This window comes from Variovorax frigidus (assembly GCF_051216515.1).
Classification (GTDB): Bacteria; Pseudomonadota; Gammaproteobacteria; order Burkholderiales; family Burkholderiaceae_C; genus Variovorax.
Map to the genome: position 1 here is coordinate 530,543 of NZ_JBPJZF010000006.1, position 13,787 is coordinate 544,329.

Consider the following 13,787-nt stretch of genomic DNA (forward strand, 5'->3'; position numbering starts at 1 on the left):
CTGCGCCCGTGCGCGCACCGATTCCCAATGAGATTCCCGATGACCCTTCTGCAAGTCACCAACCTGGGCAAGTCCTTCGGCGGCGTCAAGGCCGTCGACGGCATCAGCTTCGACCTCGCGCCCGGCGAACTGCTGGCGCTGATCGGCCCCAACGGCGCGGGCAAGTCCACGACCTTCAACATGGTCAACGGCCAGCTCAAGGCCGACCAGGGTTCGATCAGGCTCGGGGGCCAGGAACTCGTGGGCCTGAAGCCGCGCGAGATCTGGCGCATGGGCGTGGGCCGCACCTTCCAGATCGCCGAGACCTTCGCCTCGCTGACCGTGGTCGAGAACGTGCAGATGGCGCTGCTCTCGCACGACGGCAAGCTGTTCTCGATGTGGCGGCGCGCGGCCGACCACCGGCGCGAGGACGCGCTGGCGCTGCTCGAGCAGGTCGGCATGAAAAGCCAGGCCGACCGGCCCTGCAGCGAGCTGGCCTATGGCGACGTCAAGCGCGTCGAGCTGGCCATCGCCATGGCCAACGCACCCAAGCTGCTGCTGATGGACGAGCCCACCGCGGGCATGGCGCCGAAGGAACGCAATTCGCTGATGGCGCTGACCAAGGAGCTGGTGATCCAGCGCGGCATGGCCGTGCTCTTCACCGAGCACAGCATGGACGTGGTGTTCGCCTATGCCGACCGCATGATCGTGCTGGCCCGCGGCCGGCTCATCGCGCAGGGCAAGCCGCTGGAGATCCGCGACCATCCGAAGGTGCAGGAGGTGTACTTCGGCAGCGGCAAGACATTCGAAAAAATCGCAGAGAAGGCCGCGCAAGTCAATGCGGCGGCAGGAGCCTGACCATGAGCACGCACGAAACACTGCTGTCGGCGAAGTCCCTGTGCGCCTGGTACGGCGCCGCACAGATCCTCTACGACGTCGACCTCGAGGTGCGGCGCGGCGAGGTGGTCGCGCTCATGGGCCGCAACGGCGCGGGCAAGTCGACCACGCTCAAGACGCTGATCGGCATGCTGAGCAAGCGCAAGGGCAGCGTGAGCTTCCTCGGCCAGGACATCTCGAAGAGCGAGCCGCATGTCGCGGCACGCATGGGCCTGGGCTTCGTGCCCGAAGACCGGCGCGTGTTCACCGACCTGACGGTGATGGAGAACCTCGAGGTCGGCCGCCAGCCCGAACGCCGCTGGAACGACGGCAGCGCCGCGCCCGTGTGGACGCCCGAGCGGCTGTTCAAGCTGTTCCCCAACCTGGGCGAGATGCCCCACCGTCCCGGCGGCCGCATGAGCGGCGGCGAGCAGCAGATGCTCACGGTCGCGCGCACGCTGATGGGCAACCCCTACCTGGTGCTGCTCGACGAGCCCTCCGAAGGCGTGGCGCCGGTGATCGTCGAGCAGATGGCCAACATGATCCTCGAGCTCAAGGCGCAGGGCGTGAGCATCCTGCTGTCGGAGCAGAACATGCACTTCGCCGAGCTGGTGTCCGACCGGGCCTATGTGCTCGAGAAGGGCCAGATCCGCTACCAGGCGACGATGGCCGAACTGGCGGCCAACGACGAAGTGCGCCGCGCCTATTTGTCGGTATGACCCCCAGTCTTCGCGCACTTCGTGTCGCTACGCCAACCCCCTTCCAGGGGGCAACACCAGCGGCCCGGCAAAGCCGGTTCCGCGGTGTCACTGAGCTCACCCCCAGTCTTCGCGCACTTCGTGTCGCTACGCCAACCCCCTTCCAGGGGGCAACACCAGCGGCCCGGCAAAGCCGGTTCCGCGGCGTTCCTGGATAGAGCCAGATCGTTCCTTCCTCACAACTTGCACAGGAGCCTCACCATGCACCGCAGAACCGTTCTCCAAGCCGGCGCCGCCCTCGGGCTGGTCGCGCTGTCGCCGCAGCTCTTCGCCGCGGGCAAGGTCAAGCCGGGCGGCAAGGCCGCGCTGATCGTGGTCGATGTGCAGAACTGCTTCCTCGAGGGCGGAACGCTCGCGGTCAAGGGCGGCAACGAGGTGATCCCGGTGATCAATGCGCTGGCGCCGTCGTTCGAGAACATCGTCGTCACGCAGGACTGGCACACCGCGGGGCATGCCTCCTTCGCGAGCACCTACTCGGGCAAGAAGCCCTTCGAGACCACGAAGCTCAACTACGGCACGCAGGTGCTGTGGCCCGACCACTGCGTGCAGGGCACCAACGACGCTGCGCTGGGCAAGGAGCTCAAGGTGCCGACCGCGCAGCTGATCATCCGCAAGGGCTTCCACAAGGACATGGACAGCTACTCGGCCTTCGAGGAAGCCGACCACAAGACCGCGACCGGCCTGGCCGGCTACCTCAAGGCGCGCGGCATCAAGACCGTGTTCGTCACCGGCCTGGCCACCGACTTCTGCGTCGCCTGGACCGCGATGGATGCACGCAAGGCGGGCTTCGAGGCCTACGTGATCGAGGACGCCACGCGCGGCATCGACCTCAACGGTTCGCTGGCCGCGGCCTGGAAGCAGATGGCGTCCAAGGGCGTGAAGCGCATCCAGTCGGCAGACATCGGCTAGGCCAGGCGCTGCGTTGGTCGAACTCGCCCTCGTCGTCAACTCGCGCGCGACCACGCTGGCCGTGTCGCACGAGGCGACCCTGCTCCACGTGCTGCGCAACGAACTCGGCCTCAACGGGCCGAAGTACGGCTGCGGACTCGGGCAGTGCGGCGCCTGCACCGTGTGGGTCGATGGCGTGGCGGCGCGCAGCTGCGTGATTCCGGCGCATGGTGTGGCGGGCCGCGCAGTCACTACCCTCGAAGGGCTGGGGTCGCGGGGCAACTGGCACCCGGTGCAGGCCGCGTTCGAAGACGCGCAGGCCGCGCAGTGCGGCTACTGCCTGAACGGCATGGTCATGCAGGCGGCGGCGCTGCTGGCGCGCGATCCGCAGGCGAGCGAGGCGCGCATTCGCAGCGAGCTGTCGGGGAACCTGTGCCGTTGCGGGACGCACATCGAGATTCTCGATGCGGTGCAGCGTGCGGCGGTGCGCATGCGCGCACAGGTCAACCCATGAGCCGATCGCGTTGCTCCCTCCCGAGGTCTTGTCCCCTCTCCCTCTGGGAGAGGGTGAGGGCATCGGCCTTGGAGCAAGCACGGCCGCTGCCATCGCCGCCGGCCCTCACCCCAACCCTCTCCCCAAGGGGAGAGGGAGTCATTCCCCGGCGTTGCGTCCTCTCCCTCCGAGAGAAAACCCAATGACGCGCCGCGCCGATCTTCCGCACACCCGTGGCGACTTCCTCTCGGCCGAGGGCGTGCTGGTCGTGAGCCGGCCCACGCCGCCGCCGATGGCGCCTGCCAAGGGTCAGCCGATCGCGGTCGCGGGCAACCCGGCCGAGGGCGACGAGATCCTGATCGCGGTCTGGGACGACGGCAGCGTCACCGCACTCAACGGCCACGTCGACCTGGGCACGGGCATCCGCACCGCGCTCGCGCAGATCGCGGCCGAAGAACTCGACGTGCCGCTCGATGCATTGAACATGGTGCTGGGCGACACGGCGCGTGCACCCAACCAGGGCGGAACCATCGCGAGCGCCTCGATCCAGATCCATGCGGTGCCCCTGCGCGCCGCCGCGGCGCAGGCGCGCGGCTGGCTGCTGGCGCGCGCGGCCGCGCACTTCGGCGTGGCGGTCGACGCGCTGCAAATCGAAGATGGCGTGCTGAGCCTGAAGGCCGACGCGGCGCAGCGCCTGCCGATCGGCGCGCTGGTCGCGGGCCAGCGCACCGTGCTCACGCTCGACCTCCACGCGCCGCTCAAGAACGCGGCCGACTACAAGCTGGTCGGCACGCGGCAATCGCGCGTCGACATCCCGGCCAAGCTCGCGGGCGAACTGGTGTTCGTGCACGACATGCGCGTGCCCGGCATGCTGCACGGCCGCGTGGTGCGGCCACCCTATGCGGGCGCCGACCACGGCGATTACATCGGCAACACGCTGGAGTCGGTGGACGAAGACTCGATCGCGCACATCCCCGGCATCCGCGCGGTGGTGGTGCTGCGCGACTTCGTCGGCGTGGTGGCCGAGCGCGAGGAGCATGCCGAGCAGGCGATGCGCGAACTGCGCGTGCGCTGGAAGGCCTGGCCCGGCATGCCCGACCTGTCGGACGTGGCGCAGGCGCTGCGCGACAACCCCTCGACGCAGCGCCTGTTGGTCGACGACGGCGATGTCGACGGCGCCCTCGCGCGCGCCGCGCAGCCGATGCGCCGCACCTATGTGTGGCCCTACCAGATGCATGCGTCGATCGGGCCCTCGTGTGCGCTGGCCGACTGGTGCGCGGACGCGGCCGACGGCTTCATGCTCCGGGTGTGGGCGGGCTCGCAGAGTCCGCATGTGCTGCGCGCCGATCTCGCCAAGCTCATGGACCTGCAGGACCTGCAGATCGACGTGGTGCGGATGGAAGCCGCGGGCTGCTATGGCCGCAACGGCGCCGACGACGTGGCGGCCGATGCCGCGCTGCTGGCGCGCGCGGTCGGCGCGCCGGTGCGCGTGCAACTCTCGCGCGAGCAGGAACACGCGTGGGAGCCCAAGGGTGCCGCGCAGCTGATGGAGGTCAACGGTGGCCTCGATGCCGAGGGGGGCATCGCCGCCTACGACTTCGAGACCTCGTACCCGTCGAACGGCGCGCCCACGCTGGCGCTCTTGCTCACGCGCACGGTCGAGCCGGTGGCGCAGGCCTACGAGATGGGCGACCGCACTGCGCGCCCGCCCTACACGGTCGACAACCTGCGGGTGAAGGTCAACGACATGGCGCCGATCGTGCGCGCCTCGTGGCTGCGCGGCGTGTCGGCGCTGCCCAGTTCCTTCGCGCACGAGTCGTACATCGACGAACTCGCGACCGCGGCCGGCGTCGACCCGGTGCAGTTTCGGCTGCGCCACCTGCACGACCCGCGCGCCGTCGAGTTGGTGCAGGCCACGGCGCAGAAGGCCGGCTGGCGCATGCGCACCGGGCCGCAGGAAAATTCCGATGGCGGGCTCGGGGAGGGCGGCGACATCCTGTTCGGCCAGGGCTTCGCCTACGCACGCTACATCCACAGCAAGTGGCCGGGCTTCGGCGCGGCCTGGGCCGCCTGGGTGGCCGACGTGGAGGTCAACCGCGTGACCGGCGAGGTGCACGTTCGCCGCGTGGTGGTGGGCCACGACGCCGGGATGATGGTCAACCCCGCGGGCGTCGAGCACCAGATCCACGGCAACGTGATCCAGACCACCAGCCGCGCGCTGATGGAGGAGGTGCGCTTCGCGCCGCAACAGGCCGGCGGCGCGCCCGCGGGCGAGGTCATGGCGGGCCGGCCCGCATCGGGCGTGGTCGCGAATCGCGAGTGGGGCGGCTACCCGATCCTCAATTTCCGCCAGGTGCCGGTGATCGAAGTGATGCACATGCCGCGCCAGGGCGAGGCGCCGCTGGGCGCGGGCGAATCGTCTTCGGTGCCGGGCACGGCCGCGATCGCGAACGCGATCTTCGATGCGACGGGTGTGCGTTTTCGGTCGCCGCCGTTCACGCCGGAGACGGTGCTGGCCGCATTGAACCGGGCTTCACTCCCTCCCCCTCCGGGGGAGGGCGGGGGTGGGGGCACGCGGCCTGGGCAAGGCGAGGCGCTGCAGCCCCCATCCCAGCCTTCCCCCAAGGGGGGAAGGAGCAAGACCGATGCACCCTGGCCCCAGCGCAAAGGCGTCTGGGCCACTGGCGCCGCCCTCGTGATCGGCGGCCTCGGCGTCGTCGCCGGCTTGCTGGGCTGGCGCTCCGCCATCGCGCCCGTGTCGCTCACCGCGCCGGTCTACAGCGCCGTCACCATCGAGCGCGGCCGCGTGCTGGCCGCCATGGGCGACTGCGCGGTCTGCCACACGGCCGCGGGCGGCACGCCCAACGCGGGAGGCCGTGCGATGGACACGCCCTTCGGCACGATCTACACCACCAACCTCACGCCCGACGCCGAAACGGGCCTGGGCCGCTGGTCCTTCAGCGCCTTCCAGCGCGCGATGCGCGAAGGCGTCTCGCGCGACGGCCACCACCTGTACCCGGCCTTCCCGTACACCGCCTTCGCCAAGACCACCGACGACGACCTGCAGGCGCTGTACGCCTACTTCATGTCGCTGCCGCCGGTGGTCGCGGCGACGCCGAAGTCCGATCTCAAGTTTCCGTACAGCGTGCGCCCGCTGATGGCCGGCTGGAACGCGCTGTTCCACGATCCCGCGCCCTATGCACCGGTCGCCACGCAGAGCGCCGAGTGGAACCGCGGCGCCTATCTGGTCAACGGCCTGGGCCATTGCGGCGCCTGCCACACGCCGCGCAATGCACTGGGCGCGGAGCAGGGCGGCGGCGCCTTCCTGTCGGGCGCGATGGCCGACGGCTGGGAGGCGCCCGCGCTCACCGGCCGTTCCAAGTCGGCCGTGCCCTGGGATGCCGAATCGCTCTACCGCTACCTGCGCAACGGCCATGCGCCTGCGCACGGCGCCGCTGGCGGGCCGATGGCCGAGGTGGTGCGCGAGCTGGCCCAGGTGCCCGATGCCGACATCCGCGCGATGAGCACCTACCTCGCTTCCTTCAACCCCGCGGTGCCCGATCCGCAGGCGCTTGCCACGCAGGCCGTACAGGCCGCGGCCGCCAACAAGGGCCGTCTGCTGGGCGCGCCGCAGCGCCTGTTCGACAACGCCTGCGCGGCCTGCCACCACGACGGCGACGGCCCGACGCTGCTGGGCGTGAACACGCCGCTCGCCCTCAACAGCAAGCTCACGAGCGACCGGCCCGACAACCTGCTGCGCACCATCCTCGACGGGGTGCGCGAGCCGGCGTCGAAGGACATCGGCTTCATGCCGGCCTTCCGCGACGCGCTCGACGATGCGCAGATCGCCGAGCTGGCCGGCTACATGCGCGCGCGCTTCGCGCCGCAGGCCGCGCCCTGGTCCGAACTGGCGAAGGACGTGGCGCGCGTGCGCGCCGCCGCGGCGCCTTAGCGCTTGTTCTTCAAGGACGCGAGCAGCGCCTCGATCTGCGCATCCTTGAAGGCCCAGATGTCGGCCAGCCAGCGGTGGAAGCTGCCGCGGAAGGCGGAGTCGGCTTCGTAGTCGCCCCGGCTCAGTTCGGCCGGGATCGGCACCTCGCGCGCGCGCAGCACGATGCGCGTCGTGCGGCCGCACAGGAAGTCCCAGAAGCTGGGCACGGCGTCGGGGTAGACGATGGTCACGTCGATCAGCGACTGGAATTTCTCGCCCATCGCATCCAGTGCCAGGGCCAGCGCGCCGGCCTTGGGCTTGAGCAGGTGGCGGTAGGGCGAGGACTGGCTCTGGTGCTTGGCGGCGGTGAAGCGCGTGCCCTCGGCGAAGTTCATCACGCTGGTCGGCACGAGCGCGAATTTCTCACAAGCGCGGCGCGTGGTCTCGCGGTCCTGGCCGCGCAGCGCGGGGTTCTTGCGCAGGTCGGCCTTCGAGTGGCGCTTCATGAAGGGGAAATCCAGCGCCCACCAGGCCAGGCCGATCACCGGCACGTAGATCAGCTGCTGCTTGAGGAAGAACTTGAGCAGCGGGATGCGCCGGTTCATCGTGTGCTGCAGCACGAAGATGTCGACCCACGACTGGTGGTTGGCATTCACCAGGTACCAGCCACGGTAGGCCAGGCCGTCGACACCCTGCACGTCCCAGGTGGTGCGCTGCGTGAGCCGCATCCAGCCGCTGTTGCAGGCGATCCAGGCGGTGGCGATGGCGTTGAGCACCGGGTCGATGCCGCGACGCACCGCGGCAAAGGGCAGCAGCAGCTTGACCAGCGAGAGCAGCAGCAGCAGCGCACACCAGAACAACGTGTTGATCACCAGCAGCAGGCCGGCGATGACGCCGCGGACGAACGGGGGGAGGAATCCAAGCATGGGTGTCGGTGCAGAAGAGAGAGGTGCGGAGGGCGCAGAAGGGTCGATTGTGCGCATGGCGCGAAAGCCGGGGGTGATGCAGCGCAAACGCCTTCGCCAAAGCCCCTCGTTTCACAAGCCCGCAGGCACGCGTTATCGTGGCAGACCCCGCGGCACGGGCCCGCACCCGCGCGCGTTGCGTTCTTCCATTCCAAGTTTCAGAGACACACCATGCCCCTTGCCCTCGACATTGCTTCCGCCCTTCCCAGCGACGCCGCGACCGCCACGCTGGTCGGCCGGATCTGGCTGCCCGACGTCGGGCCGGTGCTGGTCGCGGTGCATGGCGACCATCTGCACGATCTGTCGCGCGTGGCGCCCACCATGAGCCAGCTGCTCGAAGGCGATGCCCCGGCCGTCGCGGTGCGCGCGGCGCTGGAAGACGGCATCGCGCCGCGCATCGCCGCGCTCGATGCGGTGATCGCCAACGGCGACGAGAGCGCCCGCGATGTGACGCAGCCCTGGCTGCTCGCGCCCTGCGACCTGCAGGCCGTCAAGGCCAGCGGCGTGACCTTCGTCGAGAGCCTGCTCGAACGCGTGATCGAGGAACAGGCCCGCGGCGACGCCTCGCGCGCCGAAGCCACGCGCCAGGCGCTGGGCAGCGTGCTCGGCGACAACCTCGCGGGCATCGTGCCGGGCTCGCCCGAGGCCGCGCGCGTGAAGGAGGTGCTGATCGCGCAGGGCGTGTGGTCGCAGTACCTCGAAGTGGGCATCGGCCCCGACGCCGAGATCTTCACCAAGGCCCCGGTGCTCGCGGCCGTGGGCACGGGCGCCGACGTCGGCATCCATTCGGGTTCGGTCTGGAACAACCCCGAGCCCGAGGTGGTGCTTGCCGTCAACAGCCGCGGCCAGACGCTGGGCGCGGCGCTGGGCAACGACGTGAATCTGCGCGACTTCGAAGGCCGCAGCGCGCTGCTGCTGGGCAAGGCCAAGGACAACAACGCCTCGTGCGCGATCGGCCCCTTCATCCGGCTGTTCGACGCCGGCTTCGGCATCGACGAGGTGCGCCGCATCACGGTGGCGCTCAAGGTCAAGGGCCCGGAGGGCTTCACGCTCGAAGGATCGAGTTCGCTGGCCAAGATCAGCCGCGACCCGCTCGACCTGGTCGGCCAGGCCATCGGCGAGCACCACGACTATCCCGACGGCCTGATGCTGTTCCTGGGCACGATGTTCGCGCCCACGCAGGACCGCCATGGTCCGGGCCAGGGCTTCACGCACGTGGTGGGCGACCAGGTCACCATCTCGGCGCCGGAGCTCGGCGCGCTGGTCAACCGCGTGGTGCACGCCGACCAGGCGCCGCGCTGGACCTTCGGCATCACGGCGCTGATGCGCAACCTGGCCAAGCGCGGGCTGCTTTAAGAACGGCGGCAGGCGCGCTCAGCGCAGCGCGCGCCGGTACTGCACGGCCTCGGCCACGTGCGCGGGCTGTACCGCCTCGGCGCCGGCCAGGTCGGCGATGGTGCGCGCGACCTTGAGCGCGCGGTGCGTGCTGCGGGCCGACCAGCCCAACCGGTTCGACGCCGCGTAGAGCAGTTGCAGCCCGTCGGCGGCCAGCGCCGCATGGCGGTCGATGGCGGTGCCCTGCAGGGCCTGGTTCGGCGTGCCTTGGCGCGCCATCGCGCGCTGGCGTGCGGCGACGACGCGTTCGCGGATGGCCGCGGTCGACTCGCCCGGCGCCGCATCGAGCAACTGCTGCGGCGCGACGGCCGGCACCTCGACGTGCAGGTCGATGCGGTCGAGCAGGGGCCCGCTGAGCTTGCCCTGGTAGCGCGCCACCTGCTCGGGGGTGCAGCGACAGGCCTTGAGGGCCGAGCCCAGAAAACCGCAAGGGCAGGGGTTCATCGCGGCGATCAGCTGAAAGCGCGCCGGGAACTCGGCGCGCCGTGCGGCCCGCGCGATGGTGATGGTGCCGGTCTCGAGCGGCTCGCGCAGCGCCTCGAGCGCCGCGCGTGCGAACTCGGGAAATTCGTCGAGAAAGAGCACGCCCTGGTGCGCGAGCGAGATCTCGCCCGGCCGCGGCGGCGAACCGCCGCCCACCAGCGCCACCGCGCTGGCCGTGTGGTGCGGGCTCGCGGTCGGGCGGCACATCCAGCCTTCGATCGCGAAGCGGCCACCGAGGCTGGCGATGGCCGCGCTCTCGAGCGCCTCGTCGACCGTCATCGGCGGCAGCAGCCCGGCGAAGCGCTGGGCCAGCATCGACTTGCCCGAGCCCGGCGGGCCCACCATCAGCAGGCCGTGCTGGCCGGCCGCCGCGATCTCGAGGGCGCGCTTGATGCCCGCATGGCCCTTGACGTCGGCCAGGTCGGGCCCGGGCGCAGCCGGCACGCCCAGCTGCGCATGGACGCGCGCCCAGCCTTCGGCGGCCGGTGCTTCGACTGCGCCTTCGGCCTGCGGCAGGAACTGGCCGACCACGTCGAGCAGGTGCTGCGCGCCATAGACCTCGGCGCCGGGCACCAGCGCGGCCTCCTGCGCACTGTCGGCGGGCAGGACCAGCCGAGTGGCCACGCCGCGCGTGTGCAGCGCCAGCGCCATGGCCAGCGCGCCGCGCACCGGCCGCAGATGGCCCGACAGCGAGAGCTCGCCCGCGAACTCGTGGCCGGCCAGCCGGGCCGCGTCGATCTGGCCGCTGGCCGCCAGGATGCCGAGCGCGATCGGCAGGTCGAAGCGGCCCGAGTCCTTGGGCAGGTCGGCGGGCGCGAGGTTGACCGTGATGCGCTTGTTGTGGGGAAATTCCAGGCCGGCGTTCTGGATCGCGGAGCGCACGCGCTCGCGTGCCTCCTTGACCTCGACTTCGGCCAGACCGACCAGCGTGAAGCTGGGCAGGCCGTTGGCGAGATGCACCTCGACGGTGACGCTGGCCGCTTCGAGCCCCAGCAGGGCACGGCTTTGCACCAAAGACAGACTCATTCCTCTCCCTTTCCCCAACATGGTGCGCGATGGAGGGCTTGTTCGGGCAAACCTCACATTGGTGCGCGGCCTTGATTTGAAACACGCCGGTAACGCGGCGCAACGGTCTTTCTCCCCGATGGCCAGCTCCGGTGACAGTCGGTCTGGCGCATTTGGCACGCTCCCTGCTTTGAGAAGGTTCCCCCCTACCTTCCAATCCCCGAGGAGCCATTCGATGATGCACCGTAAAACCGCCCAGGCCCTGGCCGTGGTCGCTCTCGCTTCCCTGCCGATGTTCGCCAGCGCCCAGCTCACGGCCAACGTCGCCCTGACCAGCAACTACAAGTTCCGCGGCCAGGACCAGGATTCGAGCAAGAGCAAGGCCGTCAAACCGGCGATCCAGGGTGGCTTCGACTACGCCTTCGGCGAGACCGGCTGGTACGTGGGCAACTGGAACTCCAGCGTCGACTGGCTGCCGGGCAACAGCATCGAGAGCGATCTGTACGGCGGCTACAAGTTCGCGGCCGGCGGCATCGGCTGGGACCTGGGCGCCCTGACCTACATCTACCCGGGCAACAGGAACGGCAACACGACCGAGCTCTACGCCGCCGGCAGCGTCGGCCCGCTGACGCTGAAGTACTCGCACACCATCTCGAAGGACTACTTCGGCTGGGCCGGCGAGAACGCGGGTTCGGGCCTCAAGGGCCAGAACACCGGCTACCTGAACCTCGCCTTCGCCCAGGAAGTGGCGCCGTCGCTGACGCTCAAGGCCAACGTCGGCTACACCCGCTTCGCCAGCGACATCAAGGACCTGGGCGTGCCCAACTACGTCGACTACGCGGTGGGCGTGTCGTACGACTTCGGCAGCGGCGTGGCCCTCTACGGCGGTGTGCAGGGCGCCAACAAGAAGGCCTTCTTCGGCGACGTGAACAAGGCGCGCGCCATCGTCACGCTCAGCAAGACGCTCTAAAGAACAAGGCGCGGCCCATGCTGCCGCGCCACCCCTTTCATCTCCAGGAGAAATTCCATGAAGCTGGTCACAGCCATCATCAAACCATTCAAGCTCGACGAGGTGCGTGAAGCCCTCTCGACGATCGGTGTGCAGGGCATCACCGTGACGGAAGTCAAGGGCTTCGGCCGCCAGAAGGGCCACACCGAGCTCTATCGCGGCGCCGAGTACGTCGTCGACTTCCTGCCCAAGGTCAAGATCGAAGCGGCCGTGGCCGACGAATTGGTCGAGCGCGTGATCGAGGCCGTGGAGGGCGCGGCGCGCACCGGCAAGATCGGCGACGGGAAGATCTTTGTCTACAACCTGGAGCAGGTCGTGCGCATCCGCACCGGCGAAACCGGCCGCGAGGCCCTCTGATTCCAGCGCATCACGGCACGAAAGAACAATCGACATGAAAAAACTGCTTGTCTCACTGGCGCTCGGCTTGAGCGTGCTCACGGCCGGTGTCTCCGGTTTCGCGCAAACACCGGCGGCTGAACCCGCGGCGTCGGCGCCTGCCGCTGCGGCCGCACCGGCTACGCCCGAAGCCGCGGCCGCCGCCGCACCTGCAGCGGCCGCACCCGCCGCCGCTGCGCCGGCTGCTGCCCCCGCACCCAAGGTCGATTCCGGCGACACCGCCTGGATGCTGACCTCGACCCTGCTGGTCATCCTGATGACCATCCCCGGCCTCGCGCTGTTCTACGGCGGCCTGGGCCGCTCGAAGAACATGCTGTCGGTGCTGATGCAGGTGTTCGTCATCTTCTCGCTGATCAGCATCCTGTGGGCCATCTACGGCTACAGCCTGGCGTTCTCGGGTGACGGCAACTTCATCGGCGGTCTGGACAAGATCTTCCTGAAAGGCGTCACCACCGAGACCTTCGGCGCGCTGACGACGATTCCCGAGCACGTGTTCATCGCGTTCCAGGGCACCTTCGCCGCCATCACCGTGGCGCTGATCGTGGGCGCTTTTGCCGAACGCGCCAAGTTCTCGGCCGTGCTGCTGTTCGCCGTGATCTGGTTCACCTTCAGCTACCTGCCGATGGCGCACATCGTCTGGGGCGGCGGCCTGCTGGCCAAGGACGGCGCGCTCGACTTCGCCGGCGGTACCGTGGTGCACATCAACGCCGGTATCGCCGGTCTGGTCGGTGCCTACATGGTCGGCAAGCGCCTGGGCTACGGCAAGGAAGCCTTCACGCCGCACTCGCTGACGCTGACCATGGTCGGTGCCTCGCTGCTGTGGGTGGGCTGGTTCGGCTTCAACGCCGGCTCGGCGGGTGCCGCCAACGGCGCGGCCGGCCTGGCCTTCATCAACACGGTGCTGGCCACCGCCGCCGCGACGCTGTCGTGGATCCTGGGCGAGAGCATGCACAAGGGCAAGGCCTCGATGCTGGGCGCCGCTTCGGGTGCCGTCGCCGGCCTGGTCGCCGTGACGCCGGCTGCCGGCTTCGTCGGCCCGATGGGTTCGATCGTGCTGGGCCTGCTGGCCGGCCTGGTCTGCCTGTGGGGTGTGAGCGGCCTCAAGCGCATGCTCGGCGCCGACGACGCGTTCGACGTGTTCGGCGTGCACGGCGTGGGCGGCATCCTGGGTGCCATCCTGACCGGTGTGTTCGCTTCGCAGAGCCTGGGCGGCACGGGTGGTCTGACCCCCGACACCTTCTCGATGGGCGCGCAGGTCTGGGTGCAGCTCAAGAGCGTGGTGTTCACGATCGTGTGGTCCGGCGTGGTGGCCTTCATCGCCTTCAAGATCGCCGACCTGGTCGTCGGCCTGCGTGTGACGGAAGAAGAAGAGCGCGAAGGCCTCGACATCTCCTCGCATGGTGAAACGGCATATAACAGGTAACACCCCCGAGGGTCCAGGCGCACTGCGTGTCGCCTGGCCCTTCCCCCTCAAGGGGGCAACACCTGCGGCCCGGCAAAGCCGGTTCCGCGGTGTTCCTGGAAGGGACGAAAGAACGAACGAGTTTTCAAGCAAGGTCTCCTCGGATGTTCAGCCCGCAGCGCTTCGGCGTCGCGGGCTTTTTTTTGT

General features: G+C 69.5%; 11 protein-coding genes. 9 read left to right on the plus strand and 2 right to left on the minus strand.

Annotation, left to right across the window (positions count from 1 at the left end; all coding sequences use genetic code 11):
• The first annotated feature begins 39 nt into the window (after window positions 1-39).
• The 5 genes from ACSFBC_RS20555 to ACSFBC_RS20575 all read left to right on the plus strand — a co-directional run bounded on the left by ACSFBC_RS20555 (window position 40) and on the right by ACSFBC_RS20575 (window position 6,946).
• Window positions 40-837, plus strand: a complete 798-nt coding sequence (locus tag ACSFBC_RS20555) for an ABC transporter ATP-binding protein (RefSeq protein WP_435512201.1) — start codon at window positions 40-42, stop codon at window positions 835-837.
• 2 nt (window positions 838-839) lie between these two features.
• Window positions 840-1,574 carry an ABC transporter ATP-binding protein gene (locus tag ACSFBC_RS20560; RefSeq protein ID WP_435512202.1) on the plus strand — a complete coding sequence of 245 codons (735 nt, stop codon included), beginning with the start codon at window positions 840-842 and terminating at the stop codon, window positions 1,572-1,574.
• Window positions 1,575-1,814: 240 nt separating this feature from the next.
• On the plus strand, window positions 1,815-2,522 hold the full coding sequence (gene pncA, locus ACSFBC_RS20565) for a bifunctional nicotinamidase/pyrazinamidase (protein ID WP_435512203.1): 708 nt from the start codon (window positions 1,815-1,817) through the stop codon (window positions 2,520-2,522).
• A 13-nt stretch (window positions 2,523-2,535) separates the two neighbouring features.
• Entirely contained in the window at window positions 2,536-3,015 is a 480-nt protein-coding gene (locus tag ACSFBC_RS20570) for a (2Fe-2S)-binding protein (protein WP_435512204.1), read from the plus strand.
• Between the two features lie 181 nt (window positions 3,016-3,196).
• Window positions 3,197-6,946 carry a molybdopterin cofactor-binding domain-containing protein gene (locus ACSFBC_RS20575; protein WP_435512205.1) on the plus strand — a complete coding sequence of 1,250 codons (3,750 nt, stop codon included), beginning with the start codon at window positions 3,197-3,199 and terminating at the stop codon, window positions 6,944-6,946.
• On the opposite strand, the gene ACSFBC_RS20580 is transcribed toward ACSFBC_RS20575, so the two are convergent.
• A complete protein-coding gene (locus ACSFBC_RS20580) occupies window positions 6,943-7,851 on the minus strand; it encodes an acyltransferase (RefSeq protein WP_435512206.1) in 909 nt (302 codons plus the stop codon). The two genes, ACSFBC_RS20575 and ACSFBC_RS20580, sit on opposite strands and share 4 nt — an antisense overlap.
• 210 nt (window positions 7,852-8,061) lie before the next feature.
• On the opposite strand from ACSFBC_RS20580, the gene ACSFBC_RS20585 reads away from it, so the two are divergent.
• Window positions 8,062-9,246, plus strand: coding sequence for a fumarylacetoacetate hydrolase family protein (locus tag ACSFBC_RS20585; protein WP_435512207.1), 1,185 nt, complete (start codon window positions 8,062-8,064; stop codon window positions 9,244-9,246).
• A gap of 18 nt (window positions 9,247-9,264) precedes the next feature.
• Here ACSFBC_RS20585 and ACSFBC_RS20590 read toward each other — a convergent pair whose 3' ends face one another.
• Window positions 9,265-10,794: a YifB family Mg chelatase-like AAA ATPase gene (locus ACSFBC_RS20590; RefSeq protein WP_435512208.1), complete on the minus strand. Its 1,530-nt coding sequence runs from the start codon at window positions 10,792-10,794 to the stop codon at window positions 9,265-9,267.
• 214 nt (window positions 10,795-11,008) lie between these two features.
• On the opposite strand from ACSFBC_RS20590, the gene ACSFBC_RS20595 reads away from it, so the two are divergent.
• Genes ACSFBC_RS20595 through ACSFBC_RS20605 form a run of 3 tightly spaced genes read left to right on the plus strand, consistent with a single transcriptional unit; the run spans window position 11,009 to window position 13,601 of the window.
• Entirely contained in the window at window positions 11,009-11,743 is a 735-nt protein-coding gene (locus tag ACSFBC_RS20595) for a TorF family putative porin (protein ID WP_435512209.1), read from the plus strand.
• A gap of 57 nt (window positions 11,744-11,800) precedes the next feature.
• Entirely contained in the window at window positions 11,801-12,139 is a 339-nt protein-coding gene (gene glnK / locus ACSFBC_RS20600) for a P-II family nitrogen regulator (RefSeq protein WP_140844855.1), read from the plus strand.
• A 34-nt stretch (window positions 12,140-12,173) separates the two neighbouring features.
• Window positions 12,174-13,601 (plus strand): ammonium transporter, encoded by a 1,428-nt coding sequence (locus tag ACSFBC_RS20605; RefSeq protein WP_435512210.1) that lies wholly within the window; start codon window positions 12,174-12,176, stop codon window positions 13,599-13,601.
• Window positions 13,602-13,787: the final 186 nt, after the last annotated feature.

Excerpts from the sequence above, each read along its gene's own strand:
- glnK (WP_140844855.1), top strand. The coding sequence starts at position 11,801 with ATGAAGCTGGTCACAGCCATCATCAAACCATTCAAGCTCGACGAGGTG.
- ACSFBC_RS20605 (WP_435512210.1), top strand. The coding sequence starts at position 12,174 with ATGAAAAAACTGCTTGTCTCACTGGCGCTCGGCTTGAGCGTGCTCACG.
- ACSFBC_RS20590 (WP_435512208.1), bottom strand. The coding sequence starts at position 10,794 with ATGAGTCTGTCTTTGGTGCAAAGCCGTGCCCTGCTGGGGCTCGAAGCG.
- ACSFBC_RS20585 (WP_435512207.1), top strand. The coding sequence starts at position 8,062 with ATGCCCCTTGCCCTCGACATTGCTTCCGCCCTTCCCAGCGACGCCGCG.
- ACSFBC_RS20580 (WP_435512206.1), bottom strand. The coding sequence starts at position 7,851 with ATGCTTGGATTCCTCCCCCCGTTCGTCCGCGGCGTCATCGCCGGCCTG.
- ACSFBC_RS20555 (WP_435512201.1), top strand. The coding sequence starts at position 40 with ATGACCCTTCTGCAAGTCACCAACCTGGGCAAGTCCTTCGGCGGCGTC.
- pncA (WP_435512203.1), top strand. The coding sequence starts at position 1,815 with ATGCACCGCAGAACCGTTCTCCAAGCCGGCGCCGCCCTCGGGCTGGTC.
- ACSFBC_RS20560 (WP_435512202.1), top strand. The coding sequence starts at position 840 with ATGAGCACGCACGAAACACTGCTGTCGGCGAAGTCCCTGTGCGCCTGG.
- ACSFBC_RS20575 (WP_435512205.1), top strand. The coding sequence starts at position 3,197 with ATGACGCGCCGCGCCGATCTTCCGCACACCCGTGGCGACTTCCTCTCG.
- ACSFBC_RS20595 (WP_435512209.1), top strand. The coding sequence starts at position 11,009 with ATGATGCACCGTAAAACCGCCCAGGCCCTGGCCGTGGTCGCTCTCGCT.